General features: G+C 38.9%; 21 protein-coding genes. 2 read left to right on the top strand and 19 right to left on the bottom strand.

Annotated elements, in window-relative coordinates:
- Positions 1-70: 70 nt before the first annotated feature.
- The 14 genes from CEQ83_RS05365 to CEQ83_RS05300 all read right to left on the bottom strand — a co-directional run bounded on the left by CEQ83_RS05365 (position 71) and on the right by CEQ83_RS05300 (position 14,602).
- Positions 71-274: an IDEAL domain-containing protein gene (locus tag CEQ83_RS05365; RefSeq protein WP_016766443.1), complete on the bottom strand. Its 204-nt coding sequence runs from the start codon at positions 272-274 to the stop codon at positions 71-73.
- 49 nt (positions 275-323) lie between these two features.
- Positions 324-491, bottom strand: a complete 168-nt coding sequence (locus CEQ83_RS05360) for a Fur-regulated basic protein FbpA (protein ID WP_080754385.1) — start codon at positions 489-491, stop codon at positions 324-326.
- Between the two features lie 86 nt (positions 492-577).
- A complete protein-coding gene (locus CEQ83_RS05355) occupies positions 578-865 on the bottom strand; it encodes a hypothetical protein (protein ID WP_228123029.1) in 288 nt (95 codons plus the stop codon).
- 93 nt (positions 866-958) lie between these two features.
- Positions 959-1,801, bottom strand: a complete 843-nt coding sequence (locus tag CEQ83_RS05350) for an aldo/keto reductase (protein ID WP_080963421.1) — start codon at positions 1,799-1,801, stop codon at positions 959-961.
- A gap of 182 nt (positions 1,802-1,983) precedes the next feature.
- The gene (locus CEQ83_RS05345; RefSeq protein ID WP_194273199.1) at positions 1,984-5,796 is read right to left on the bottom strand and encodes an Ig-like domain-containing protein; all 3,813 of its coding nucleotides are present in this window, start codon (positions 5,794-5,796) and stop codon (positions 1,984-1,986) included.
- A 217-nt stretch (positions 5,797-6,013) separates the two neighbouring features.
- Positions 6,014-6,889: an N-acetylmuramoyl-L-alanine amidase family protein gene (locus CEQ83_RS05340; protein WP_155017034.1), complete on the bottom strand. Its 876-nt coding sequence runs from the start codon at positions 6,887-6,889 to the stop codon at positions 6,014-6,016.
- A gap of 195 nt (positions 6,890-7,084) precedes the next feature.
- A complete protein-coding gene (locus tag CEQ83_RS05335; protein WP_013055770.1) occupies positions 7,085-7,549 on the bottom strand; it encodes a C40 family peptidase in 465 nt (154 codons plus the stop codon).
- Between the two features lie 499 nt (positions 7,550-8,048).
- Positions 8,049-8,228, bottom strand: coding sequence for a YfhD family protein (locus CEQ83_RS05330; protein ID WP_154991647.1), 180 nt, complete (start codon positions 8,226-8,228; stop codon positions 8,049-8,051).
- A gap of 133 nt (positions 8,229-8,361) precedes the next feature.
- Positions 8,362-9,633: a cation:dicarboxylate symporter family transporter gene (locus CEQ83_RS05325; protein ID WP_028407730.1), complete on the bottom strand. Its 1,272-nt coding sequence runs from the start codon at positions 9,631-9,633 to the stop codon at positions 8,362-8,364.
- Positions 9,634-9,849: 216 nt separating this feature from the next.
- Positions 9,850-10,773 carry a response regulator gene (locus CEQ83_RS05320; RefSeq protein ID WP_154991648.1) on the bottom strand — a complete coding sequence of 308 codons (924 nt, stop codon included), beginning with the start codon at positions 10,771-10,773 and terminating at the stop codon, positions 9,850-9,852.
- 1 nt (position 10,774) lies between these two features.
- Positions 10,775-12,082: a sensor histidine kinase gene (locus CEQ83_RS05315; protein WP_155017033.1), complete on the bottom strand. Its 1,308-nt coding sequence runs from the start codon at positions 12,080-12,082 to the stop codon at positions 10,775-10,777.
- A gap of 594 nt (positions 12,083-12,676) precedes the next feature.
- On the bottom strand, positions 12,677-12,856 hold the full coding sequence (locus CEQ83_RS05310) for a hypothetical protein (RefSeq protein ID WP_080754383.1): 180 nt from the start codon (positions 12,854-12,856) through the stop codon (positions 12,677-12,679).
- Positions 12,857-12,941: 85 nt separating this feature from the next.
- On the bottom strand, positions 12,942-14,405 hold the full coding sequence (locus CEQ83_RS05305; RefSeq protein ID WP_154991649.1) for a sodium:solute symporter family protein: 1,464 nt from the start codon (positions 14,403-14,405) through the stop codon (positions 12,942-12,944).
- Positions 14,402-14,602, bottom strand: a complete 201-nt coding sequence (locus tag CEQ83_RS05300; protein WP_013055761.1) for a DUF3311 domain-containing protein — start codon at positions 14,600-14,602, stop codon at positions 14,402-14,404. Before CEQ83_RS05300 ends, CEQ83_RS05305 begins: the two co-directional genes overlap by 4 nt.
- 201 nt (positions 14,603-14,803) lie before the next feature.
- Between CEQ83_RS05300 and CEQ83_RS05295 the strand changes: the two genes are divergently transcribed.
- Positions 14,804-15,766, top strand: coding sequence for a bile acid:sodium symporter family protein (locus CEQ83_RS05295; RefSeq protein WP_013055760.1), 963 nt, complete (start codon positions 14,804-14,806; stop codon positions 15,764-15,766).
- 194 nt (positions 15,767-15,960) lie between these two features.
- On the opposite strand, the gene gdh is transcribed toward CEQ83_RS05295, so the two are convergent.
- Positions 15,961-16,746 (bottom strand): glucose 1-dehydrogenase, encoded by a 786-nt coding sequence (gene gdh / locus CEQ83_RS05290; RefSeq protein ID WP_014461262.1) that lies wholly within the window; start codon positions 16,744-16,746, stop codon positions 15,961-15,963.
- 62 nt (positions 16,747-16,808) lie between these two features.
- Positions 16,809-17,660, bottom strand: coding sequence for a RhaT/GlcU family sugar-proton symporter (locus CEQ83_RS05285; protein ID WP_034269910.1), 852 nt, complete (start codon positions 17,658-17,660; stop codon positions 16,809-16,811).
- A 289-nt stretch (positions 17,661-17,949) separates the two neighbouring features.
- Between CEQ83_RS05285 and CEQ83_RS05280 the strand changes: the two genes are divergently transcribed.
- Positions 17,950-18,264, top strand: a complete 315-nt coding sequence (locus CEQ83_RS05280; RefSeq protein WP_013055757.1) for a winged helix-turn-helix transcriptional regulator — start codon at positions 17,950-17,952, stop codon at positions 18,262-18,264.
- 23 nt (positions 18,265-18,287) lie between these two features.
- On the opposite strand, the gene CEQ83_RS05275 is transcribed toward CEQ83_RS05280, so the two are convergent.
- From CEQ83_RS05275 to CEQ83_RS05265, 3 genes are all read right to left on the bottom strand, one after another.
- Positions 18,288-20,261, bottom strand: a complete 1,974-nt coding sequence (locus CEQ83_RS05275; RefSeq protein WP_155017032.1) for a diguanylate cyclase domain-containing protein — start codon at positions 20,259-20,261, stop codon at positions 18,288-18,290.
- Between the two features lie 224 nt (positions 20,262-20,485).
- A complete protein-coding gene (locus tag CEQ83_RS05270) occupies positions 20,486-21,259 on the bottom strand; it encodes an EAL domain-containing protein (protein WP_155017031.1) in 774 nt (257 codons plus the stop codon).
- Positions 21,260-21,525: 266 nt separating this feature from the next.
- Positions 21,526-21,690, bottom strand: a complete 165-nt coding sequence (locus CEQ83_RS05265) for a hypothetical protein (RefSeq protein WP_228123028.1) — start codon at positions 21,688-21,690, stop codon at positions 21,526-21,528.
- Positions 21,691-21,909: the final 219 nt, after the last annotated feature.

Here is a 21,909-nt window from a genome sequence, read left to right as displayed (position 1 = left end):
AAGCATGCCGCTTCTTACCTGTTTTTATATGCTAAAATGATAAAATCAAATTCTATCGCGCGAACGCCCTTTACGAAATTGATTTTAATTCTTCAATTAATTGAAAAAATTTTTCTTTGTTTCTTTCTTCTAATGTTTGATCGACTTCACGTAAAATTTGATCTCTTCTAAAATCTCGGATAGCCTTATTTAATACCATTTTAGCAAATATAGAATCGAGGATATCCATACGGATGGGCTGCGAGTCTGTCGGGTGCTTTTCGATATAAATCAACTCCTATCCTTTCCTCTATTATAACAAATTCTAGCAATGTATCAAAATTTCATTGAGATATGCGCTGCTGTGAAACAGCTTCGTATTCTGATTCTAGTTCTTGAAGCGTAAGCTCGTATAGCTGCTTGTTTCCTTTTTTATAAACTCCTGCATCCAGCAATAAATCAATCATTGATGTTTTTTTACATTGTATGTGAGAGTAAGCTTGTTTCGTCATCGTTACACCGCCTATTTTACGCTTAAAAATGAAATGATTTCTCTATCTTTCACGACCTTTCTTTATGATACGGCTCGTCCTTTAGCTTACTGTGAAGAAAATGTTAAATTTATGTAATAATGCATAAAAAGAGGCCGGGACAGAACTAACTGAATCCAACCTAAAGACGAACAAATGAGATACATGAGCTGAACCGCTTTTGACACCGCCGTTGATTTCCATGCAAGGCTTCGCTTTCCGGGGGCGGGCGCTGAGCCTCCTCGTCGCTTACGCTCCTGCGGGGTCTCATCTGTCCCGCTTTTCCCGCAGGAGTCTTCGCCTTGCCCTTCAATCAACCGCTGGAAGGACGAAACAGATGAAGCTGTATTCACCATAAAAAAAAACGAACCACTAATCAAACTTGTTGATCAATAGTTCGTTTTTCACTTGGGCTAAAATACGTTTCTCCCAGCCTCTTAGTTCTTCTATTAAAAATCAAAGTTGTCCGGATCTGGACCTACTCGGTGATTTTGGTTTAATTCATTAATTTTACTTACGTCTTCAGTATCCAATTCAAAATCGAATAGCGATGAATTTTCAACAATACGATGCTCTTTTGTTGATTTTGGAATCGTTACAACTCCGTTTTGCAGATCCCATCGCAGAATAATTTGAGCAACTGATTTGCCGTGTTTTTCAGCAATTTCTTTTAACACATCGTTATCTAGCAATTCTCCTTGCATAAGCGGAGACCATGCTTCTAGCTGAATATCGTGCTTTTGACAAAAAGCATGCAGCTCTTTTTGCGTCAAACGAGGATGATATTCCACTTGGTTAATAACAGGCTTAACCTCTCCATCTTTCATTAAGTCTTCTAAATGATGAATTTGAAAATTACTTACGCCCACAGCTCTTACTTTTTCTTCTTTATACAGAGTTTCTAATGCTTTCCACGCTTCTTTATACTTGCCTTCTACCGGCCAGTGAATTAAGTATAGATCTAAATATTCTAAGCCAAGCTTTTGTAAGCTTGTTTCGTAAGCAGCTAGCGTCTCTTCATAGCCTAAATCTGCGTTCCAAACTTTTGATGTAACAAAAATGTCTTCGCGTGAAAGACCTGCTTCTTTCAGACCTTGGCGAATTCCTTCTCCTACACCTTCTTCATTTTCATAAATAGCTGCCGTATCGATGCTGCGATAGCCTTTGACGATAGCTGTTTTCACGGCGTTCACTAATTCAGGCCCTTCTTCTACTTTAAATACACCTAATCCAAGCCAAGGCATTTTGACTCCGTTGTGAAGTGTTACTGTATCTTGCAAATGATTACTCATTATAAAAAACCCCCTGCTAATTTCTTTACATTTGTTATTATGAAACAGAAAAAAAGAAAAAGATAGAACCCACTTTAAAGTAAGTTAGGCACTTCAAAGTTCTAAGGTAACCTTTTAGTAACCTTCTATCCCTCTTAAAAATCACTAAAAAAGAATCCTCCGCAGAGAATTCTTTTTTGTTTTTATTTAACATTTATATTGACTGCTGAACTTGTATTTCCAGCGGCATCTTTTGCCGTCACAGCCAGTTTTACGCCTGCTTTTTGTTTTGGGATCGTTACTTTAAACTGTCCTTTGCTATCTGCTTTGCCTGATCCGATTACTTTTGTACCGCTTTTAATCGTAATCACAGCATTTGCTTCCGTTTTTCCAGAGAGAAACGTGGACAAAGACGTAACGGCATTCACTGCCGGAGGTGCCGGCGGGGTTGTGTCTTGTACTTTTACAATTTTATACGGACTGTATCCTACTTTATTTTGCAGAACTGCCGTCACTTCCGTTCCTGCTTTTTGAGCAGGAATTTTTACGCTGAACTTGCCGTTTCCATCAATTTTCCCACTCGCAATAATCTTTCCGCCTACTTTAATATAAATAGACGCATTTTTTTCTCCTGTTCCCGTTACTGCTGTACTTTTTTCAGTAAGCGTATTAACGGTTGGAAGCGCTGGTTTTGTCTGCGCAGCGCTAACTGTTACAAACGCATCGGAGCTGTAGTTATTAGCTGCATCTTTTGCTGTAACAGCCAGCTTTACGCCTGCTGTTTGTTTTGGAATCGTTACTTTAAATTGCCCTTTAGTATCTGCTTTGCCTGACGCGATTAGCTTTGTACCGCTTTTAATCGTAATCAGGGCATTTGCTTCCGTTTTTCCAGAGAGAAACGTGGACAAAGACGTAACGGCATCAACCGCCGGAGGTGCCGGCGGGGTTGTGTCTTGCACTTTTACAATTTTATACGGACTGTATCCTACTTTATTTTGCAGTACCGCCGTCACTTCTGTTCCTGCTTTTTGAGCAGGAATTTTCACGCTGAACTTGCCGTTTCCATCAATTTTCCCACTTGCAATAATCTTTCCGCCTACTTTAATATAAATGGACGCATTTTTTTCTCCTGTTCCCGTTACTGCTGTACTTTTTTCAGTAAGCGTATTAACGGTTGGAAGCGCTGGTTTTGTCTGTACGGCACTAACCGTTACAAACGCATTGGAGCTATAGTTATTAGCTGCATCTTTTGCAATAACAGCTAATTTTGTAGCAGCAGGCTGCTTTGGAATGGTGATGCTGAACGTTCCATCCGATTTCGCATTTCCTTTGCCAATTACTTTTTTATCAATTTTCACATGCACTTCCGCGCCCGCTTCTGTGCTTCCCGTTACGACTGTATCTTGATTGCTTACAGCGTTCACTTTTGGTGTAACGGGTGCTGTTTTATCCTGCACGGTTACAGTTACAGCTGGACTCACGCCCGCTGTGTTTCCAGCCGTTACAGACAGGTTGCTTCCTGCTTTTTGTTTCGCAATCGAAATGCTGTAATTTCCTTTAGCATCTGCTTTACCAGCTGCAAGCTGAAGACTTCCGTTTTTAATGACAACCGTTGCATTTGCTTCTGCGGTACCCGTAACGGCTGTACTTCGATCACTCACTTCATTCACTGTTGGTTTTACCGGAGCTTTTTGCTTTGCCGTAACAGTTACAGTCGATACAGTACTGCTATTTCCTGCTGCATCTTTGGCTTGTACGCTTAGCTTTGTATTCGCTTTTTGATGAGAAATGGAAACAGAAAACGCTCCATTTGCACCTGCTTTAGCCGTTCCTACAGTTGTAGTTCCTACTTTTACCGTAACTGTAGAATTTGCTTCTGCTGCACCTGTAACTTTTGTATCTTGATCACTTACTGCATTTACTTTTGGCGCAGCTGGTGCCGTTTTATCCTGTACGGTCACCGCAGCGGCTGAACTTGTTCCACCTGCATTTTGAACCGTCACGTACAGCGTGCTTCCTGCTTTTTGTTTTGCAATCGAAATGCTGTAATTTCCTTTAGCATCCGCGTTTCCTGCTGCAAGCTGAAGACTTTCGTTTTTAATGATAACCGTTGCATTTGCTTCAGCCGTTCCTTTGATCATTGTGTCTTGATCACTTACTTCATTTACTTTGGGTGCAAGCGGTGCTTTTAACATAGATTTAACCGCAAAAGAAGGCGCTTGGCTTTCGTTTCCTGCTTTATCTTTTGCACTTACCGCTATTGTTGTTCCGCCTATTTGTACTGGAATTGAAACAGTAAATGTACCGTTACCATCCGCTACTGCAGAGAACGTTGCATCGCCTGCTTTTACCGTCACGACGGCGTTTGCTTCTGTTACGCCTGTTACGGTCGTATCTTGGTCACTTACTTCATTTACAATTGGAACAGAAGGCGGCGTTTGATCCGTTACGCTCACTACTGTAGCCGTGCTTGCATTTTCAGCTGCATCTTTAGACGTTACAGACACTTTTGTATCTGCTGGCTGCTTGGCAATCGTAATTGCAAATTTTCCAGTTTCATCAGCAAGACCCGTTCCAATTACTTCATTTTCCACTTTTGCAATAACAGAAGCATTTGGTTCTGTCACGCCCGTAAGCGATGTTTGGTTATCTCCTAATGCATTAACTGAAGGTGCATCAGGTGCAACCGTATCTTTCGGTGGTTCTTGCTCCTGCTCTTTTCGCGGATATTTTGTTGTATAAAAACTTAAAAGAGTAGTTGTTGGATAGTAAAAATCTAAAATTTCACGATAGTCTTTTCCTAGACTTGCCATTTTTTGAGCACCGTATTGACTCATTCCAACACCGTGTCCATTTCCTTTCCCATTAAAAGTTGTTGATGTGCTTGTTTCATTTGTTTCCGTTACAAGCAGACTAAGCATCGCACGGCTGTTTAACATTGATTTTAGCTTCGTCGATGTTAAATCTTTTAATTCCAAATGATGAACCACTAGTTTTTGCGAACTGTCTACATCTCCTTTAACGAGGTAGTCCACTGTAATCGCACCTTTAGTCACACGGCCTCCTGATGAAGGAGCATAAAAACTCACCTTTGGAATAGACGTAATTTTAATCGTTTTACCAGGATGCTTATTGGCTACTAACCATGACTTCAAATTATCTGTAACGGTTTTATCTTTTTCAGAAACCGTATTCCACCAAGCGCTATGGTTAGCTAAATCTTTTCCTGTTAAATCAATTTGCGTTTTTTGAATAGCTAACGTCCACGGCGTCTGCTTATCGTATGGATCTTCTTTCACCGGGAAATAAGAAAGCTGAGTCCCTCCCCAAGCGTTGCTGTTTGATTCGGTTCTTCCCCCGTTGCTTGATGAGAAAACGGCGTTGATTAATTTATTGTTGTAGGTAACTACTTGTCCGAATGTCTGATCTACTGCTTGGTTTGTACTGTCATACCACGTATAGCCACCGTATACTTGATAGCTTACCGTGTCATTGATTACTTTTCCTGCATAGCTCATTGCGTATGTTCTTGCTGCTACCGCCTGAGTTTTTAAAGCTTGCAGATTCCAAGATGTATAGACTTCATTTGGCACAACGCCTTTTAAATAGTCTTCAATCGGGAGCGTATTAACAGGTCTGACATACGTTCCCTTTTCATTTGTAAACGCCACGTCCCCTAAATACTGTCTGCCGTTAATAGATACGGGATTTTTATAAAGAGACGGTGTAATTTCAAAGCTTGTAAATTCACCTAAGACAGTGCTTCCTTGTTTTAAAGTGACACCTTGAGTTGTTGCGGTTACCGTATACTCTGTATTTGCATTTAAGACCAAATCCGAGTTTTTAATAGTGTATAAATAAGACGGCTTAATTGTAATTGCATGCTGATCTCCTAAATAGTTTACTAATTTTACAGACACAACTGGTTCTACCGTTTCAGCTTTCACGCTAGCAAGCGGCGTGAATTGAAACAGCAGTACGCTTAGTACTAAAGCTAATGCCGTTAACTTTCTCATCTTGTTCCCCCATTTTCATGTACTGTCTAACGCTTTTTAATATCTCTCGTTATATCGACACAGTTCTATAAAAATTAAAGCATTTTACCTAGTTTTCTTTTCTGCTCGTCCATTTTTTTGTCGAAAAAACGCTTTTTTATATCATATGAACGACAAAAAAAACGTGTGACATAAATCAATTGATTTAGTCACACGCTTTTATAGGTCTTTCCACCTTTTATTTTGTCATTCCTTCATATGCCATGATACCGTCTGCAACATGATTCATCAGCTTTGTAAGGTAAGCCTGATCAGACAGGTTCCGGTCTTCTTCTGAATTCGTCATATACCCCAGTTCAACTAGCGTTACGGGTACAGTCGACCAGTTAAATCCTGAAAGATCACTGCGATAGCGAATGCCGTCCACTTCGACAAACTGATCTTTTTCCACCTCTGTCAGAATAGCTTGAGATGCTTGTAAACTGCTTTGATAAATAGACTTTGTATAGGAATTATCTTCTGCAGTAGTGAGCACAGAAAATCCTTTTACAGAAGTATTTTCAGAACCATCTGCATGGATACGTACGTGTAAGTCAGCTTTTGAATTATTCGCAAGCTCCGCTCGTTCCCGGTTGCTGATATTCACATCGTGAGAACTGCGAGTAAGCTTTACGGTTATGCCTTTTTCTTCGAGAAGCTGTTTTAATATCATAGAGGCTTCCAACGTCAGCTTGTATTCCGGCTTCTTGGTCACCACACCTGATGTACCTCCGGAAACTTTTATTTTTGTTTCTGCTGCTCCCGGCCCGATTGGCTCTTTCTCTAGGTTAGCCTGAGCTTGATGACCAGGGTCAATGTAGACTAAAAAAGGAGGCGGATCGGCTTTTGCAGGCATGTTGTTTTTTACATTTTTTACTTCATTACCTGCTTCATGAGGCTGTACTGCTTGGAACTGTGAGATGGGCTGCTTCACTCTTTCTCCCTGCGCATGAGCTTTTGGTACATCTCCGCTAACGACGGCTTTCTCTGTTTGACCTTTCATCATAAAGAAAAATGAGAGTACTGCTACTATTGCAACAATACCTATTCCATAACTCCATACTAAGCGCTTCATCTTCGCTCACCAAACTTTCGAATAGAGTGGGATATTCCTTATGTTAAAGTACAAAATGTGTTAACGTTATTATCTCACAGAATATGGTTTTTTTTGTATAAAACGTTAAAAATAATATCGGCAATACGTTATGTATATGCAAACAAAAACAACACTACACAATGTAGTGTTGTTTTCCAAAAAAATGACGGATGATTAAATCCGTTTTGCACCAATATAACGTGCTTTCCAGTAGCTGTTGCTAAGAGATGTAATCGTCACGCCTTTAGACGTAGAAGCTTGAAGAAACTGATTGTTCCCTAAGTACACGCCTACATGTGAAGGACCTTTTTTATACGTTTGAAAGAAAACTAAATCTCCTTTTTGAAGCTTTGCTTTTGAAACGCTTGTCCCTACTCGATACATTTGTTCCGTTGTGCGCGGAAGTGTTTTTCCAGCTTTTTTGAAAATGTATTGAATAAATCCAGAGCAGTCAAAACCTTTTGTTGTTGTGCCTCCCCATTTATAAGGAACACCTATTAATTTTTTACCAGTAGCAATAGCCGTGTCTTTGTATGAATATGACGCTGCTTCCACTGTTTGAGCAGGTGCAATAAACGGACTGGCTCCGCTAAATAAAACTGCAGCTGCCGTTATAGACCCAATGATGGCTTTTTTCATTTTTTTCCTCCATTATGTAACCGAACGTTACGTTTCTATGAACCTATTTTTCAATGTGTTCGGTTTAATTATAATGAAAAAAGCCTCAAAAACTATTACGCTATGATTAAATAATGTTACAAAATGGTTACTTAGGAATTTTTATCTTTAGTTGTTTATCAAAAAGAGGATGGGACAAAAGCATTTTTCACTTAGGGAAAAACGAACCACTAATCAGCATGTCTGATTAGTGGTTCGTTTTTTTGTGATTGTGAACATAGTATTATTTGTTTCGTTCCTTCTAGCAGTTGATTGGAGGATAAGGTGAAGACTCCTGCGGGAAAAGCGGAGCAGGTGAGACCCCGCAGGAGAGCAAGCGACGAGGAGGCTCAGCGCCCGCCCGCAGAAAGCGAAGCCTTGTACGGAAATCAACTGCGGTGTCACAAGCAGTCCAGGTCATGTATCTCATTTATTCGTCTTTAGGCTGGATTCATTTCATTATGTCTCAGTTTTTTTTCTTTTACTTTTCTTTTTGCTGTTTCAAAATTAAGTCCTGTTTCGCTTTAGCATCATGATGCTGCGCTAACTCGCGTGAAAATTCTTCATTTGCTTGATCCGGAGCAATTTTTAACTCTTTTGGTGTTTGAGGCAGTGACCCTTTGTTGTTACGTGATGATTTGTGATTATTTGCTCTTCCCATGTTGTGACCTCCTTGTATCAATCATTTGTTTTTCATCTTTAGTTACTATTCCCAACTTTTCAAAGCAAATTCAAACGAAAAAATCCGAACGATTACTCGTTCGGATCTTCCTTCAACTAAAATACGTTTGTAATTACGATACTTTTTTCGTTACTTCGTTAATATAAGCTTCCTTGTCTTTGTCGTTAAATTGACCTTCCCACTTTGAAATGACGATTGCACCAAGTGAGTTTCCAATTACGTTTACCGCTGTACGTCCCATATCTAACAAACGGTCAATTCCAGCGATAAAAGCAAGGCCTTCTACTGGAAGTCCTACAGATCCAAGCGTTGCAAGCAGTACAACAAACGATACGCCCGGAACTCCTGCAATTCCTTTAGATGTAACCATTAAAATTAATATCAGTGAAATTTGCTGTGTGATGCTCATATCAATACCGTACATTTGCGCAATAAATATCGCAGCAAGCGCTTGATAAAGAGTAGATCCATCTAAGTTAAACGAATACCCCGTCGGAATAACAAAAGATGTAATTGCTTTAGGACATCCGAACTTTTCCATTTTCGCAATAATACGCGGTAATACTGTTTCTGAACTTGCAGTTGAAAATGCTAGCAGCAGTTCATCTTTTAGCACTTTTAATAAATGGAAGATGTTAACGCCTGCCCATTTAGCTACAAGTCCTAGTACCACTAATACAAAGAAAATCATTGTGCCGTAAGCAACAATTACAAGCTTACTAAGCGGAATCAGAGACGCTAGTCCAAATTTTGATACGGTTACACCGATTAATGCAAATACGCCAAACGGTGCAAACTTCATAACTAAATTCGTTACCCAAAACATCGCTTCTGCCGTGCCTTCAAAAAATCTTAGAACCGGCTTTCCTTTTTCACCGATTGATGCAATTCCAAGTCCAAATAGGACCGAGAAGAAAATAATTGGCAGCATGTCGCCTGCAGCAATTGATTCAAATACATTCGTTGGAACGATGTGAACAAATGTTTCTACAAATCCTTTTTGCTCTGTAGCTTCTGCCGTTGATGTGTAGCTGCTGATATCTGATTTTTCAAGACCGCTGCGGTCCACACCAGTACCAGGGTGAAGCAAGTTAGCTGCCAATAAGCCTACAACAATGGCAACCGTTGTAATGATTTCAAAGTAAAGAATTGTTTTTCCGCCTAATTTACCAAGCTTCTTAATATCACCAACACCCGCAACGCCCACAATGATACTAGATATAACAATCGGCACCACGATCATTTTAATTAAATGAATGAATACGTCTCCAATTGGCTGCAGTACTTCAACTGCTTTAGGATTTCCGTAAAAAATGGCCCCTACAATAATACCTGCAATCAAACCAATTAGAATTTGTCCTGCTAATCCAAGCTTTTTGAACATATCTTTGCACCTTCCTTCTTTTTTCTAACAGCTCGAAGCTGTTTATTTGCACTTAATGTATTCAACAGATACAATTCCATTAAGAACTGTTTATTAAGTAGTTCTTTTATTCATAAGATTACATTATCATAGGCATCACAAAATCTAACAAAAACCTACTGAAACTAACAAAAATTTTTTAGAAAATTACAAAATGAAAACGCTGTAGTTTTTTTACTACAGCGTTTGTTTGACTTCATAATAGAGCATTTGAATAAATTTCTTTACATTTATACGACTTGGCGTACTGCTTTTGCCCGTTCCTTTTTCTATATCTCTCATGCGCTGATGCACCATTGAAAAATCGAAAAACTTAGAAGCGTAATTTTCAAATTTAGGATTAAAGAAATCAACCATTCCAAGGGAAGTCAAATGATTTAAAGACTGATAAATGGCTCTTCTGACTCGCTGTTCGGCTGCTTTCATTTCTTTTTGCAGCACGTCTTCTGAAAAAGGTGAACCAAGCTTTCTCACGGTAATTTTCTCAAAAATTTCTTTGAGAGACGGAAAATGCTGTTCATACATCGTGCTTTTTTCCGTTTGATGCAGGTAATTGATGATTTCGATTAAATCTTTACTTCCGCTTTCTCCTAAAATCCCAAGTTCTCTTAAAAGAAACCTGCACGCTTCTGACGGATCGCTTTCTTTTTTACCAGAAGCAGGCGTTTTTTGCTGGTTTCCTATATTAAGTACGGTATTTAACGATTCTTGAATTTTCTCCATTGATTGTTGAACATGAATTCGTTCAATTACTTTTTGAATGACCATGAGCACTTCCATACGATTAAGCGGCTTCGTGATATAGTATTCAATGCCAAGCGAGTAGGCTTTTCCAATCAAATCTTTTGTTTCTACCTGTGACATCATAATAATTTTGCCTTTAAAAGTATCTTTTATTTTGCGCACGGTTTCGATTCCGTCTTGAATGGGCATCAACAAATCAATAAATAAAATATCGATCTGCTGCAATAGAGAAGATTGATCATTTAAGACAATTCCGTCTTCTGCCTCCCCTATAACCTCTCCTAAATCATTATCTTCAATAATTTCAGCTAACATTGAACGAAAGACTTCGTCATCATCTATGATATAAAATCGCATATTAGTCCTTATCCCCCATTAACGTAGAAATAGGTAAATCTATAGTAAATTGAACACCGGGGCTTGGAGACAGATTAATAAATTGAATACTCCCGCCCAGCTGCTCGGTCATTTGCTTAACGTAGACAAGTCCAAGACCTGTAGAAGGCGTCCCGTCCTTTGCGTATTTGGATGTAAATCCCGCTTTAAAAATGAGACGTTCATGCCTTTTTTTTACACCGGGACCACTGTCTCTTACATATAGTAAAATGCGGTCTTCTTCTCGGCAGACGTCGATAATAATCGCGCCTTCTTTTTCAATCGCTTCGACTGCATTCGTTACTAAGTTATTAATTAATGACAAAAACAAGTACACGTGATAGCGAGGATGCTCTCCTAGAACCGAATATGAAAAATGAATATCTTTTGCTAACATCGCCGCATACTTTTCATTGCTGCGCATGACGATTTGAAGCAGACTTTCGATTTCCATATACTCAGAAAATTCCTCTTTTGTAATGACCTTGGACAGTCCTGCTGATATCCGCTGGTTGTCTTTTTTAATATCATGTACTTCTCCTGCAATTTGTAATGCTTTTTGGCTAAATTCGTGCAGCGAAGTAAGCTGGTGGATATCTGCTTCGTGTAGTTCTTCATATAAATCATACGACTTTTTCGTAATTCTCTCAGCGTCTTGCAGCGTTTTTTTCAAATGAATGGATTCTTCATACAAATTTGAAAGCACAACAAGCAGCTGATCATTTTTTTGAGAGATTTGCCGTTCTCTCAGCTGCCCTTCGTAAAGCTTGATCATGCTAAACAGACATAAAACAAAGAAACTTCGAAAGACGCCTACAATAAAAATTTGCATGAACTCCGGAAACACAATATGATGGTGAACCATCACATACATACAAAGCAGTTCCATGCCACCTGAAACCGTTTCGATGATGATGCTCCATATGCCAATAATCCACGGCTTTGAATGAAAATCGTTAATCTTAAACCAAGAAAAAGCAATGGCATAAACAAGATAATAAATCCCTGCTGAGCATCGAATCTGCAAAGAATGCAGAAAATCAAATGATTCGTAATTATACCAATCAAGGTACATTCGAAAGCCCACTATAGCACTCGCAACTAAAATACCTGGTATTACAGGAGATACCTTTCTTAAAAGCAGCAGTGAAAAGAAAAAAATGGGCACAGCAAAGCTGACTCTATACGTATCATGAAAAGGATAATATTTAAGCTCTCCTGCTAGCGGCACAACAACTATCATCACCAAAATGAGGAAAACATCTTTTTTTACTACCGTATCAACTTTCATCGTTCACGTCCTGCACTTTTTGAACATAAGTATATAGTTTAGCAATCTAAAAGACAATCGCTCTTCCTATATTTTTTACACTCCCACTTCCATTTATAAATATAGCCCATATATAAACGGTTATTTATTCTCTTTCATTATTCTTTGTAGTTTTTTAGATTTTCTTGTTTTATTTTGTAATTTTTGTTGTATAGTAGAAGTACCTTTTAAAATGTGAGGCTGTATCACAACTATTCAATTATTATTACATCACCTGATAGCTACACTAAAAAGGAAAACTATTATTTTACAGGGGGAGCTTATTTTACAATGTGGATCATTACCGTTTACTCGAAAAACCAAAGTCCGACTATGTTTGAATTTGAATCAGAGGTAGAGGCGAAAAAGACATTTCAGGAGATTAAAGGGTGTAAGATCCTATCGGAAGTTATTTACTATAACGACCGAGTTCCCGCTTTAGCGTAAATCAGTTGATGTAGGAAATTTTACAAATTATCGGTTAAAAGCCACGTAAAGAGCCAAAGGATGATCCTATTCCTTTGGCTCTTTGCTGTTTGATTAGAAAAAACAAGGCTGAGACATAATGAGATGAATCTAATCTAAAGACGAACAAACGGTAGACATGAGCTGAACCGCTTGTGACACCGCAGTTGATTTCCGTGCAAGACGTCGCTTTCCGCGGGCGGCCGCTGAGCCTCCTCGTCGCTTGCGCTCCTGTGGGGTCTCACCTGTTCCGCTTTTCCCGCAGGAGTCTTCGTCTTGCCCTCCAATCAACTGCTAGAAGGGTCTACCGTTGACCCTAACAAAAAAACGAACCACTAATCAAACGTGTTGATCAATGGTTCGTTTTTCACTTCGTCTAATATACTTTTGTCTCAGCCTCGTTTTGCTTTGTGAGCATACTGACTGCCCACATTACGATAAAGTTGATAAGCAGCGCAATAAATCCGACGTTGATATCTTTCATTTGCTGAGGCAGTGACGGGAACAACGTACCAATCGTAGAGCCGCTGATTGTAATATAGGCCACTACAATAATTCCAGCAACAATCCCCCAAGCTGCTCCTTGTTTCGTTACAAAGTTATTTTTCTTCAAACTGAAAAGCAGAGATGGAAACAGCTGTGTCATTAGACTATAGCCCATCAAAATAATTGTTGATAGCGTCGTTCCCCCGTTTAGCGTAAAGTAAACGGAAATGAGTGCCACAACCGGTACAAAGCTTTTCGCTAAACGAGCAATACGCTCTTCGCTTGCTTGAGGCGCAAACGGTTTGTATATGTTTTTAGCCAGCAGCGTTGACGCACTCATTAACAGCATCGATCCCGGCACAAGCGCTGTCAGCAAACCCGCTCCTCCTATAATTCCAATAAACCAAGGATCAAAAGTTTGGATTGAGATACGTAATAGCGCAAGATCCACGTCTCCTCCGCTTAAACCAGGAACTTTTAAAATAGCTGCAAACCCAACAAAAAACACAAAGAGCAGCATTAAGGTATAAAGAGGACTAATGATTGCATTCTTGCGAAATACCTTTGCATTTTTCGCTGTATAGCTTGAGCTAAACACCTGCGGCCACATATAAAAACCAAGTACTAGTAAAATAACGGTCGAAATAAACCACGAGACGCTTAATCCTTGCTCAGGAAACTTTAAAAATCCTGGCTTCGCTGTATTCACAGCTTCAAACATTGGACCGTATCCTCCGTAATAATGAAAAGGTAAATAAATACCTAAAAATCCAATCACAGCAAGCATCATAATGTCTTTAATAACGGCCGTCCATGCAGAACCGTGGATACCGGATATCATCACATACAGCGTTAAACTGATAGCTCCCATCCAAATGGCTGCCGGCATTGAAATGGCGCCGTATGATGCTTGTGATACAATAATTCCCAATCCTTTTAACTGCACAACAATAACAGGAATGACCGCAATCACTCCTACAGCAGCTACAAGCACACCAAGGTAAGGGCTTTTATATTTGCTTACAAAAAAATCAGGCTGCGAGACGAGCTTATGATCTCTTGCATACTTCCAAATAACAGGAAGAAGCCAGTATGATAAGACATATGATAAGCTAATATAAATTAAGACATAAAGTGCAGGAGCTCCTTTTCCATAAGCCCATCCGCTTCCGCCTAGAAACGAAAACGTTGTATAGATTTCTCCGGCCATCAGCACAAACACTAAAATAGCCCCGAAACCGCGTCCGCCTACCGTCCACTGCTCCAAGTTCATATCCTTGCCTTTGGTTGATCGTATGCCAAGAAAAATAGCTGCCACTAAAAATAGTAAAATAATAATAAGTGCACTATTCATTCTTCTTCCCCTTCCCGATTTCTGGGATCAAGCTTATACATAACCCCTAAAATAATGGACGTAAGCACCACCCATATCACCATCCAAAACATATTGAACGGCATACCGAGAACAAACGGAGTCACTCGATTAACAAAAGGAAGAAACCCTAATATGCCTACGAACGGAAGGACAGACAAAATATAGATAAATTTCATGACTAAACTCCTCCGACTTTCTAAAACTAACTTCTTTATATTACCACATATTCTGTCCATTCAATGAAGGAATGCTTGCATTTAAACTGAAATAATCTCCAAAAGATAAAATATTCTGTACTATTTTACAAAAATACTGTTTTCATTTTTCTGAATAAATAGTATAATTTCTTCTTATAGTTCGCAGGAGGTATCGTACAGATGAAAACAATAGAGAAAATCAGTACTTTTGCAGGAAAAACATTTACGCTTTGGGTTATTTTAATTTCCGTTATTGCCTATTCATTCCCAGAGCACTTTGTATGGATTGGAAAGTATATCGTTCCGCTTTTAGGAATTGTCATGTTTGGAATGGGATTAACGCTGTCAGCGTCTGATTTCAGCGAAGTATTTCGAAGACCGAAAGAAGTAGCACTAGGCGTGGTGGGGCATTTTATCATTATGCCGCTTCTCGCATTCGGTTTGGCGATTGGCTTAGATTTACCAAAAGAAATAGCAGTGGGCGTTATTTTAGTAGGCTGCTGTCCAAGCGGCACATCATCAAACGTAATGGTCTTTTTGGCTCGAGGAAACGTTGCGCTCGCAGTCGCTATCGCTTCTGTTTCAACCATTTTAGCACCGATTGTTACACCGCTTCTTATTTTATTATTTGCAAGCAAGTGGGTCGATATTGATATCATGTCTCTTATTATTTCCATTATACAAGTTGTCATCATTCCGCTTGCTCTTGGATTTACGATCAAAAAGTTTTTTGGAAAAGCTGCAGAAGCGAGTTCCAAAGCTCTTCCCCTTGTTTCAGTAGTCGCAATTGTTTTGATTGTATCTGCCGTTGTGGCAGGAAGCCAAGCGCAGCTTGCTAAAACGGGTGGTATCATTTTTGCCGTAGTCGTGCTTCACAACATTCTTGGTTTCACAATCGGCTTCTTCTTTGCCCGCTTATGCGGAATGGATTTAGCCAAACAAAAAGCGGTCGCAATGGAAGTTGGCATGCAAAACTCAGGGCTCGGCGTTACCATTGCTTCCACTCACTTTTCGCCGCTAGCCGCTGTCCCAAGCGCCATCTTCAGCGTCTGGCACAACATCTCAGGCTCAGTGCTAGCCTTTATCTTCAGCAAACTAAAAGACAAAAACCAGCCATCGTCTAACAAAAAAATGGCTGGCTAATACAATAAACTTATAAGGGAAGCACAAAAAGCTCCCTTGAACCTTCCCAAAAAGGTTTTAAAAAGTTCTTAAAAGCTTTTACCTAGGAGAATTTCACCAACCCCGAAAGGGGGGTGAAGTTCTCTTAGGTATAGAAAAAAAAGACATGGCGCTTTTTGCCATGTCTCTTTTTTCTACATCGATTCTAAACTATATTAGCCTCTTCCTGCTTGGAAAGAAGGATATTTCGTCATACCACCATCAGCAAATAATGTAATACCTGTTACATAGCTTGCTTGTGATGATGCTAAGAATGCTGCAACTGATGCTACTTCTTCTGGTTTACCGATGTAACCCATTGGAATCATGCTTTCTACGTCTGCACGTTGTACAGGATCTGCGAATTTTTCAGCGTTGATTGGTGTGTTCATCGCACCTGGTCCAATGTTATTTACGCGGATACCTTTTGGCGCATATTCAAGAGCCAATGTTTCCGTCATTAGTTTCATACCGCCTTTACTTGCTGCATAGTGAACAAATAATGGCCAAGGAATCATTTCGTGAACACTAGACATGTTAATAACGTTTCCTTTAATGTCGTTTTCAACGAAATATTTAATTGCTTCACGGCTTCCTAAGAATGCACCTGTTAAGTTTGTATCAATAACTTTGTTCCAGTTGTCTAAAGATAGCTCATGAGAAGGAACTGGGTTTTCAACACCAGCGTTGTTAATCATAACGTCTAATGTACCGAATTCTTTAATAGCTGTTTGAACAAGATTTACAACGTCTTCTTCTTTTGTTACGTCGCCTTGAACGATGATTGCTTGTCCGCCTGCTTCTTCTACTTCTTTTTTCGCATCTAAAGCTTCTTCTTCATTGTTGTAATAGTTAATAACAACTTTTGCTTCTTCTTGACCGAAACGAACAGCCATTGCGCGACCTAAACCTGTTGATCCACCTGTAATTACAACTACTTTATCTTTTAAATCTGTATACATAATAAAATCCTCCTAGTGTTTTCATTTATTCATACATACTATCATTAACTTTTACGTAAACGTTAACTTTTAGCCATTCCGAGGAATACGCCACCTAAAATGATGAGCACAATACCAATCGTAATTGAAATAAGCTGACGCTTTGTTTTCTTTTCTCCAAGTAAGAAGATACCGCCAAGCGTTGAAATAACGATTCCCATTTGTGATAATGAGAAGCTTGTTGCAACCCCTACTTTAGGTTGAGAGATAAATAAGAACATGTTACCAGCTGCCCAAATAAGGCCTGGAATAATGTTGCGAATTGCGTATTTATTAAACGGTTTGTGTTTATAAGTAAGTATAAGTCCACCAATTAACATACCAATAGCTTGTGGGAATAGTGCCGACCAGCCGTCTACATTAAATAAACGAGCGACAACTACATACACTAAGTATCCAATTGTTGAAACAATAAGGGTAATAATCCCTTTTTTGAATTGTCCAGATTGCTCTGCATTTTTTTCGCTTTCTAGTGATGTTAGCACGATACCAATAACAATGAAAATAAGAGCTAACACGCCTAAAATAACGGTTGTTGTTGTTGACCACTCGTGAAACACGATAACACCAAATAGTGATGTTGTCACAAGCTGCATACCAGTTGAAATTGGCATGGTTTTTGAAACACCAATATAATCAATCGTTTTCAACTGATTACTTTGCCCAACTGCCCAAAATAATCCTGAAACGATTCCGACAATAAAAATAAGCGGCGTCAACACTGGATGAACTACGAAATAAATAACGGCTGAAAAGATCAGCGCACCAATTGTAGTCCCAAGCGTTTGACTGTAAGGACCTCCGCCCAATTTAACGTTGAACAGGACAATACTTCCCCAGAAAATCGCAGGAAGAATAGCCAAAAGGATATCCATTTGATACTAACCTTCTTTCTCAAACTCTTGATGTAATTGTAAATTTAAAGTACCTTTTATTTAACTAGGTAACTTTATGTAACCAATCTTAGACCTTTTTTCTTGATACGTCAATAATAATATGTCGATTCTGTGACTTTTTTTTAAAACTTTACAATACAGCGTTTCCAAGCTACTGAAAGTTTTGAAAATAAAAAAAGATAGCCTTTTCATTATCCAAATGCTAGTATATAATAACATTATAAGGGTTACTTTTAATATCCTATATACAATAAAGTAGGTGGCATGAATGAATGAATTTGATGAGTTATGTCCAAAAGTGTGGAAAACGTTTGATATAATAGGAAAAAGATGGAACGGGTTAATTATTTATGTCCTGATGAGCGGTCCTAAACGCTTTAGTGAAATTCACAGCAGCATTCCCTCTTTAAGTAAACGAATGTTAACCGAACGAATGAAAGAGTTAGAAGAAGAAGGAATTGTAATCCGGCACGTTATTCCTGAACGTCCGGTTCGTATTGAATATATCTTAACTAAAAAAGGATCAGAGCTTGGTATGATCTTAGGACCCGTCAGCAAGTGGGCAAAAACATGGATAAAATAAAAAAGCCTCTTTGGAGGCTTTTTTTACGTTTGATAGAGGATATAATTATTTTTCCCTTCTCTTTTTCCTTTATATAACGCATCATCTGCATTTTTTAATAATGAAGCAGCCGATTCCCCGTCTTCTGGATAAATAGAGACGCCGATGGTAGTTGTGGTGCGCAAACAATAGCCCCGTACATTCCAGCTTTGCTGAAGAGATACGTGAATTCGCCTAGCAATTTGTTCAATTTCTCGTCCATTTGTTACGTTTAAAATAATGATAAACTCGTCTCCGCCCAAACGATAAATACGATCGCCTTTCCTCACACAGCTCTTTAATCTCTTCGTGTATGCTTTTAGAAATTCGTCGCCTATATGATGGCCATATTCATCGTTAATCTGCTTAAAATTATCACAGTCAAGAAACAAAAGCGCAAAAAACTCATCGCTTTTTTGCTGCCCTTTTTCAATTACTTTATTTAACTCTTTTAATAACATTGCCCGGTTGGGAAGACCTGTTAAACTATCGTGAGTGGCTTCAAAATGAAGTTTATTTTCTAGCGCTTTTTGTTCAGTAATATCATTATGAATGGATACATAATGAGTAATATTTCCGTCTATATCTTTTAACGGCACAATTGTTTTCGATACCCAGTATGACTGATGATGCTTCGTCCCCATTTCAAGCTGTCCTCGCCATACTTTTCCGCTTTTTATTGTTTCAAGCAGCTCATGATGATCATGATTAAGCCCTGCATCTCGATAATACTTCCCTACTAAATCTTCTTTTTCGTAACCTGAATACTGTACATACATATCATTTACATAGGTAATAGTTCCACTTGCATTTATAATCATAACGCTAGCTGATTCATCAAGCGCATATTTTATATTTTCAAGTTCTTTCAGCGTATACGCCAGCTGTTCTGCTGCTTCTTTTTGAGGCGTAATATCGTGTAAGATTGCATAGGCGCCAACCGTTTGATTATTTACTTTGACAGGAATCGTTGTAATATAAACATGTTGTATAGAATGTTGGCTTCTTCGGAATGTTATCTCTGTACTATAACTAATTTCTTCATATACATTCCAACGTTTGTAATTACAGGCTCCCAGTCTTTTAGCAATGTCTCGGTAATTTTTATGCAGCACATCGCTTGCAGAAAGCTGCAGCGTTTCTAAGAATGCGCTGTTAATATTTAAAATCGCACCGTCCAAATTCAGCATACAAACTGCGTGGTGGTGGTTTGTAAATAGCGATTTGTACCACTGTTTGCTTTTTATGAGCTCTAATTCTAATTTTTTAATAGCTGTGATATCTCGGTAAATCACTGAATAGGCGACCAGTTGATTTTGATAGTCATAAATCGGTGAACAGCTGACAGATACACACACGCCTTCGCCGCTTTTTGTGTACCTGACTGTTTCATAAGGAGACAGCGTCTTACCATTTTTTAATTCTTCGATTAATTTAAGGTTTTCTTGTTCCTCTTTCTTTGACACGATGTTCATCTCTTGACGGCTTTTTCCGATAACTTCTTCTTTTCTCCACTGAAATAGCTTTTCGAATGCTCCATTGACTGTTAAGACCTTCTCATCACAATCAGCAATTAGAATGGCGTCTACCGTATTTTCTAGAAACGCATCGAGTAAACGCGTGCTCTCTTCCTGTGTTTTTTTATAATGAATTTCTTGAGCCATGACAAGGACATGTGAAGGGGCTGTCGCTTGATTAAAAAGAGGAGTAAAAGTTACTTCATATGCATGCCGGTCGGGCTGAAAAAGCTGTATGTATTGATATTGAATCGGTTCTTTCGTGGCAATGGCTTTTTCACAAAGTGTGTAAAAAAGCAGATTTTCTTCTTTATTGATTATCTTGTCTTCCATTTTGTCAAAGAATTGCTGAGCTGCTTTGTTACATTCTTTATAATACAGCTGATGTTTTTCTTGCTGAATTAAAATAACAGGCTGCAGCATATTCATAAAATAAAATTGGAATACCCCTTCACTATACATACTAAATATCCTCCATCTGCCTTTGGAATTTCACTAAACGTCTTGTTTTGATATGCCATTCACTCATTCTCCCAAACCAGCACGTCTTCTTTACCTCTTAAAATATTTTAACAATCGCACAAAATCACATAATTTTATAAAAATTCAAGGCATCTACGTTTCATATAGGTCTAATTACTCGCTTTTATATTACGATAAATTATCTATTCCGTGAAGTGTATGGTTTAAGAGTTCAGCAGCCTTTCTCGTCTGAATAAACTGCGGTACTTATTATAAGTTAAGTAGAAAGAGATCGACTGCGGCATGCCCAGCAAATAGCCCTGAGCAGCATGTAGATTTAACGAAATCGCTGCGGCTAAATCTTTATCTCGTTCAACGCCTTCTAAAATAAGATTCGTATGCGGATAATAGTTAACAAGCAAATCAATCAGATCTTTCTTTTGCTTGCAGTCGGCTAGTCCTTCCGCATAGCTTCGGTCCAATTTCATATAGTGAGGCTCATACATGCTTACCTGTCTCATCGCCGCGGCTCCTGCTCCAAAATCATCAATCGCAATTTTGAAACCGGCCTCTTTCAAACTCATTACTCGGGCAAAAAGAGCAGGTGATTCCCATAAAACCTTTTCATGAAGCGTTTCATTTAACTCCCATACAATACGATGTTTCGCATTTTCATAGGTGTTCAACAGAAATGTTAAAAACCGTTGGAAATGCGGGTGGAGAAGAGTAGAGGGAAACACATTGATAAATAAATCCTCAGATTTCAATACCTCAAACGGAAAGTTCTTTATAGCCCCTTCAATTGCCATCGTATCAAGCTTGTACAAATAATTATGGCGTCTTGCCAGTGAAAACAACTCTTCAATTTGCCCTTTTGCGAAAGCTGTGCGCAGCAAAGCCTCAAAACCTAGCGTCTCCCACGAATCCAGCGCATAAATAGGCTGATATACAAACTGAAAGTCTTCATACGTCAGTTCCTTTAAAACATGAGCATCCATTCTTTCGTTTAATCACCTTTCGTTTTCAATATACTATTTCTTCCATAACCTAAACTTATAAAAATATATCCTAAAAACAGATAATTGTCCATTAAAAGTAAGATATTCCATTAGGCGATTTAGTATTTTGGGACTTGCTGGAGGCTTATGATAGCAACAAAGAAGTGTTTTAGAGGCTTTTATGCTTTTGATAGATAGGCTGTAAAGGATGTTTCAAACAAGAGATTGAGACATAAGCAACTCAACCCCATCTAAAGATGAGCAAATTAAATAAAGGGACTAGTATAGATTGCTTGGGACACCGCGTTTGATTTCCGTGCATGGCTTCGCTTTCCGCGGGCGGCCGCTGAGCCTCCTCGTCGCTTGCGCTCCTGCGGGGTCCCACCTGCTCCGCTTTTCCCGCAGGAGTCTTCGCATTGCCCTCCAATCAACCGCTAGAAACACCTAATATGTGAAGTTTACGTTTACTATATACTTAGCGCAATAACCTCTTATCGTTAGTTTGTAATCATAGACAAGTTGCTCATGTTGATAAATAGATGCTAGTTGGAAAACCAAGGATAACAGCCCATTCAAGAAATTACAAAAAATATTGCACCTACAGCTAAGCAAATCCTATAACTTTCTTCATCTAACTTGTTACCTCTTCT

It is taken from the genome of Priestia megaterium (genome assembly GCF_009497655.1).
In the GTDB taxonomy this organism is placed as follows: Bacteria; Bacillota; Bacilli; order Bacillales; family Bacillaceae_H; genus Priestia; species Priestia zanthoxyli.
The sequence above is the reverse complement of the archived record's forward strand: the minus strand, read 5'-3'. Positions and strand labels throughout refer to the sequence as shown.

Bases quoted from the DNA above. Each gene is read 5' to 3' on its own strand.
- CEQ83_RS05360 (WP_080754385.1), bottom strand. From the start codon at position 491: ATGACGAAACAAGCTTACTCTCACATACAATGTAAAAAAACATCAATG.
- CEQ83_RS05355 (WP_228123029.1), bottom strand. From the start codon at position 865: ATGGTGAATACAGCTTCATCTGTTTCGTCCTTCCAGCGGTTGATTGAA.
- CEQ83_RS05350 (WP_080963421.1), bottom strand. From the start codon at position 1,801: ATGAGTAATCATTTGCAAGATACAGTAACACTTCACAACGGAGTCAAA.
- CEQ83_RS05345 (WP_194273199.1), bottom strand. From the start codon at position 5,796: ATGAGAAAGTTAACGGCATTAGCTTTAGTACTAAGCGTACTGCTGTTT.
- CEQ83_RS05340 (WP_155017034.1), bottom strand. From the start codon at position 6,889: ATGAAGCGCTTAGTATGGAGTTATGGAATAGGTATTGTTGCAATAGTA.
- CEQ83_RS05335 (WP_013055770.1), bottom strand. From the start codon at position 7,549: ATGAAAAAAGCCATCATTGGGTCTATAACGGCAGCTGCAGTTTTATTT.
- CEQ83_RS05330 (WP_154991647.1), bottom strand. From the start codon at position 8,228: ATGGGAAGAGCAAATAATCACAAATCATCACGTAACAACAAAGGGTCA.
- CEQ83_RS05325 (WP_028407730.1), bottom strand. From the start codon at position 9,633: ATGTTCAAAAAGCTTGGATTAGCAGGACAAATTCTAATTGGTTTGATT.
- CEQ83_RS05320 (WP_154991648.1), bottom strand. From the start codon at position 10,773: ATGCGATTTTATATCATAGATGATGACGAAGTCTTTCGTTCAATGTTA.
- CEQ83_RS05315 (WP_155017033.1), bottom strand. From the start codon at position 12,082: ATGAAAGTTGATACGGTAGTAAAAAAAGATGTTTTCCTCATTTTGGTG.
- CEQ83_RS05305 (WP_154991649.1), bottom strand. From the start codon at position 14,405: ATGAATAGTGCACTTATTATTATTTTACTATTTTTAGTGGCAGCTATT.
- CEQ83_RS05300 (WP_013055761.1), bottom strand. From the start codon at position 14,602: ATGAAATTTATCTATATTTTGTCTGTCCTTCCGTTCGTAGGCATATTA.
- CEQ83_RS05295 (WP_013055760.1), top strand. From the start codon at position 14,804: ATGAAAACAATAGAGAAAATCAGTACTTTTGCAGGAAAAACATTTACG.
- gdh (WP_014461262.1), bottom strand. From the start codon at position 16,746: ATGTATACAGATTTAAAAGATAAAGTAGTTGTAATTACAGGTGGATCA.
- CEQ83_RS05285 (WP_034269910.1), bottom strand. From the start codon at position 17,660: ATGGATATCCTTTTGGCTATTCTTCCTGCGATTTTCTGGGGAAGTATT.
- CEQ83_RS05280 (WP_013055757.1), top strand. From the start codon at position 17,950: ATGAATGAATTTGATGAGTTATGTCCAAAAGTGTGGAAAACGTTTGAT.
- CEQ83_RS05275 (WP_155017032.1), bottom strand. From the start codon at position 20,261: ATGTATAGTGAAGGGGTATTCCAATTTTATTTTATGAATATGCTGCAG.
- CEQ83_RS05270 (WP_155017031.1), bottom strand. From the start codon at position 21,259: ATGGATGCTCATGTTTTAAAGGAACTGACGTATGAAGACTTTCAGTTT.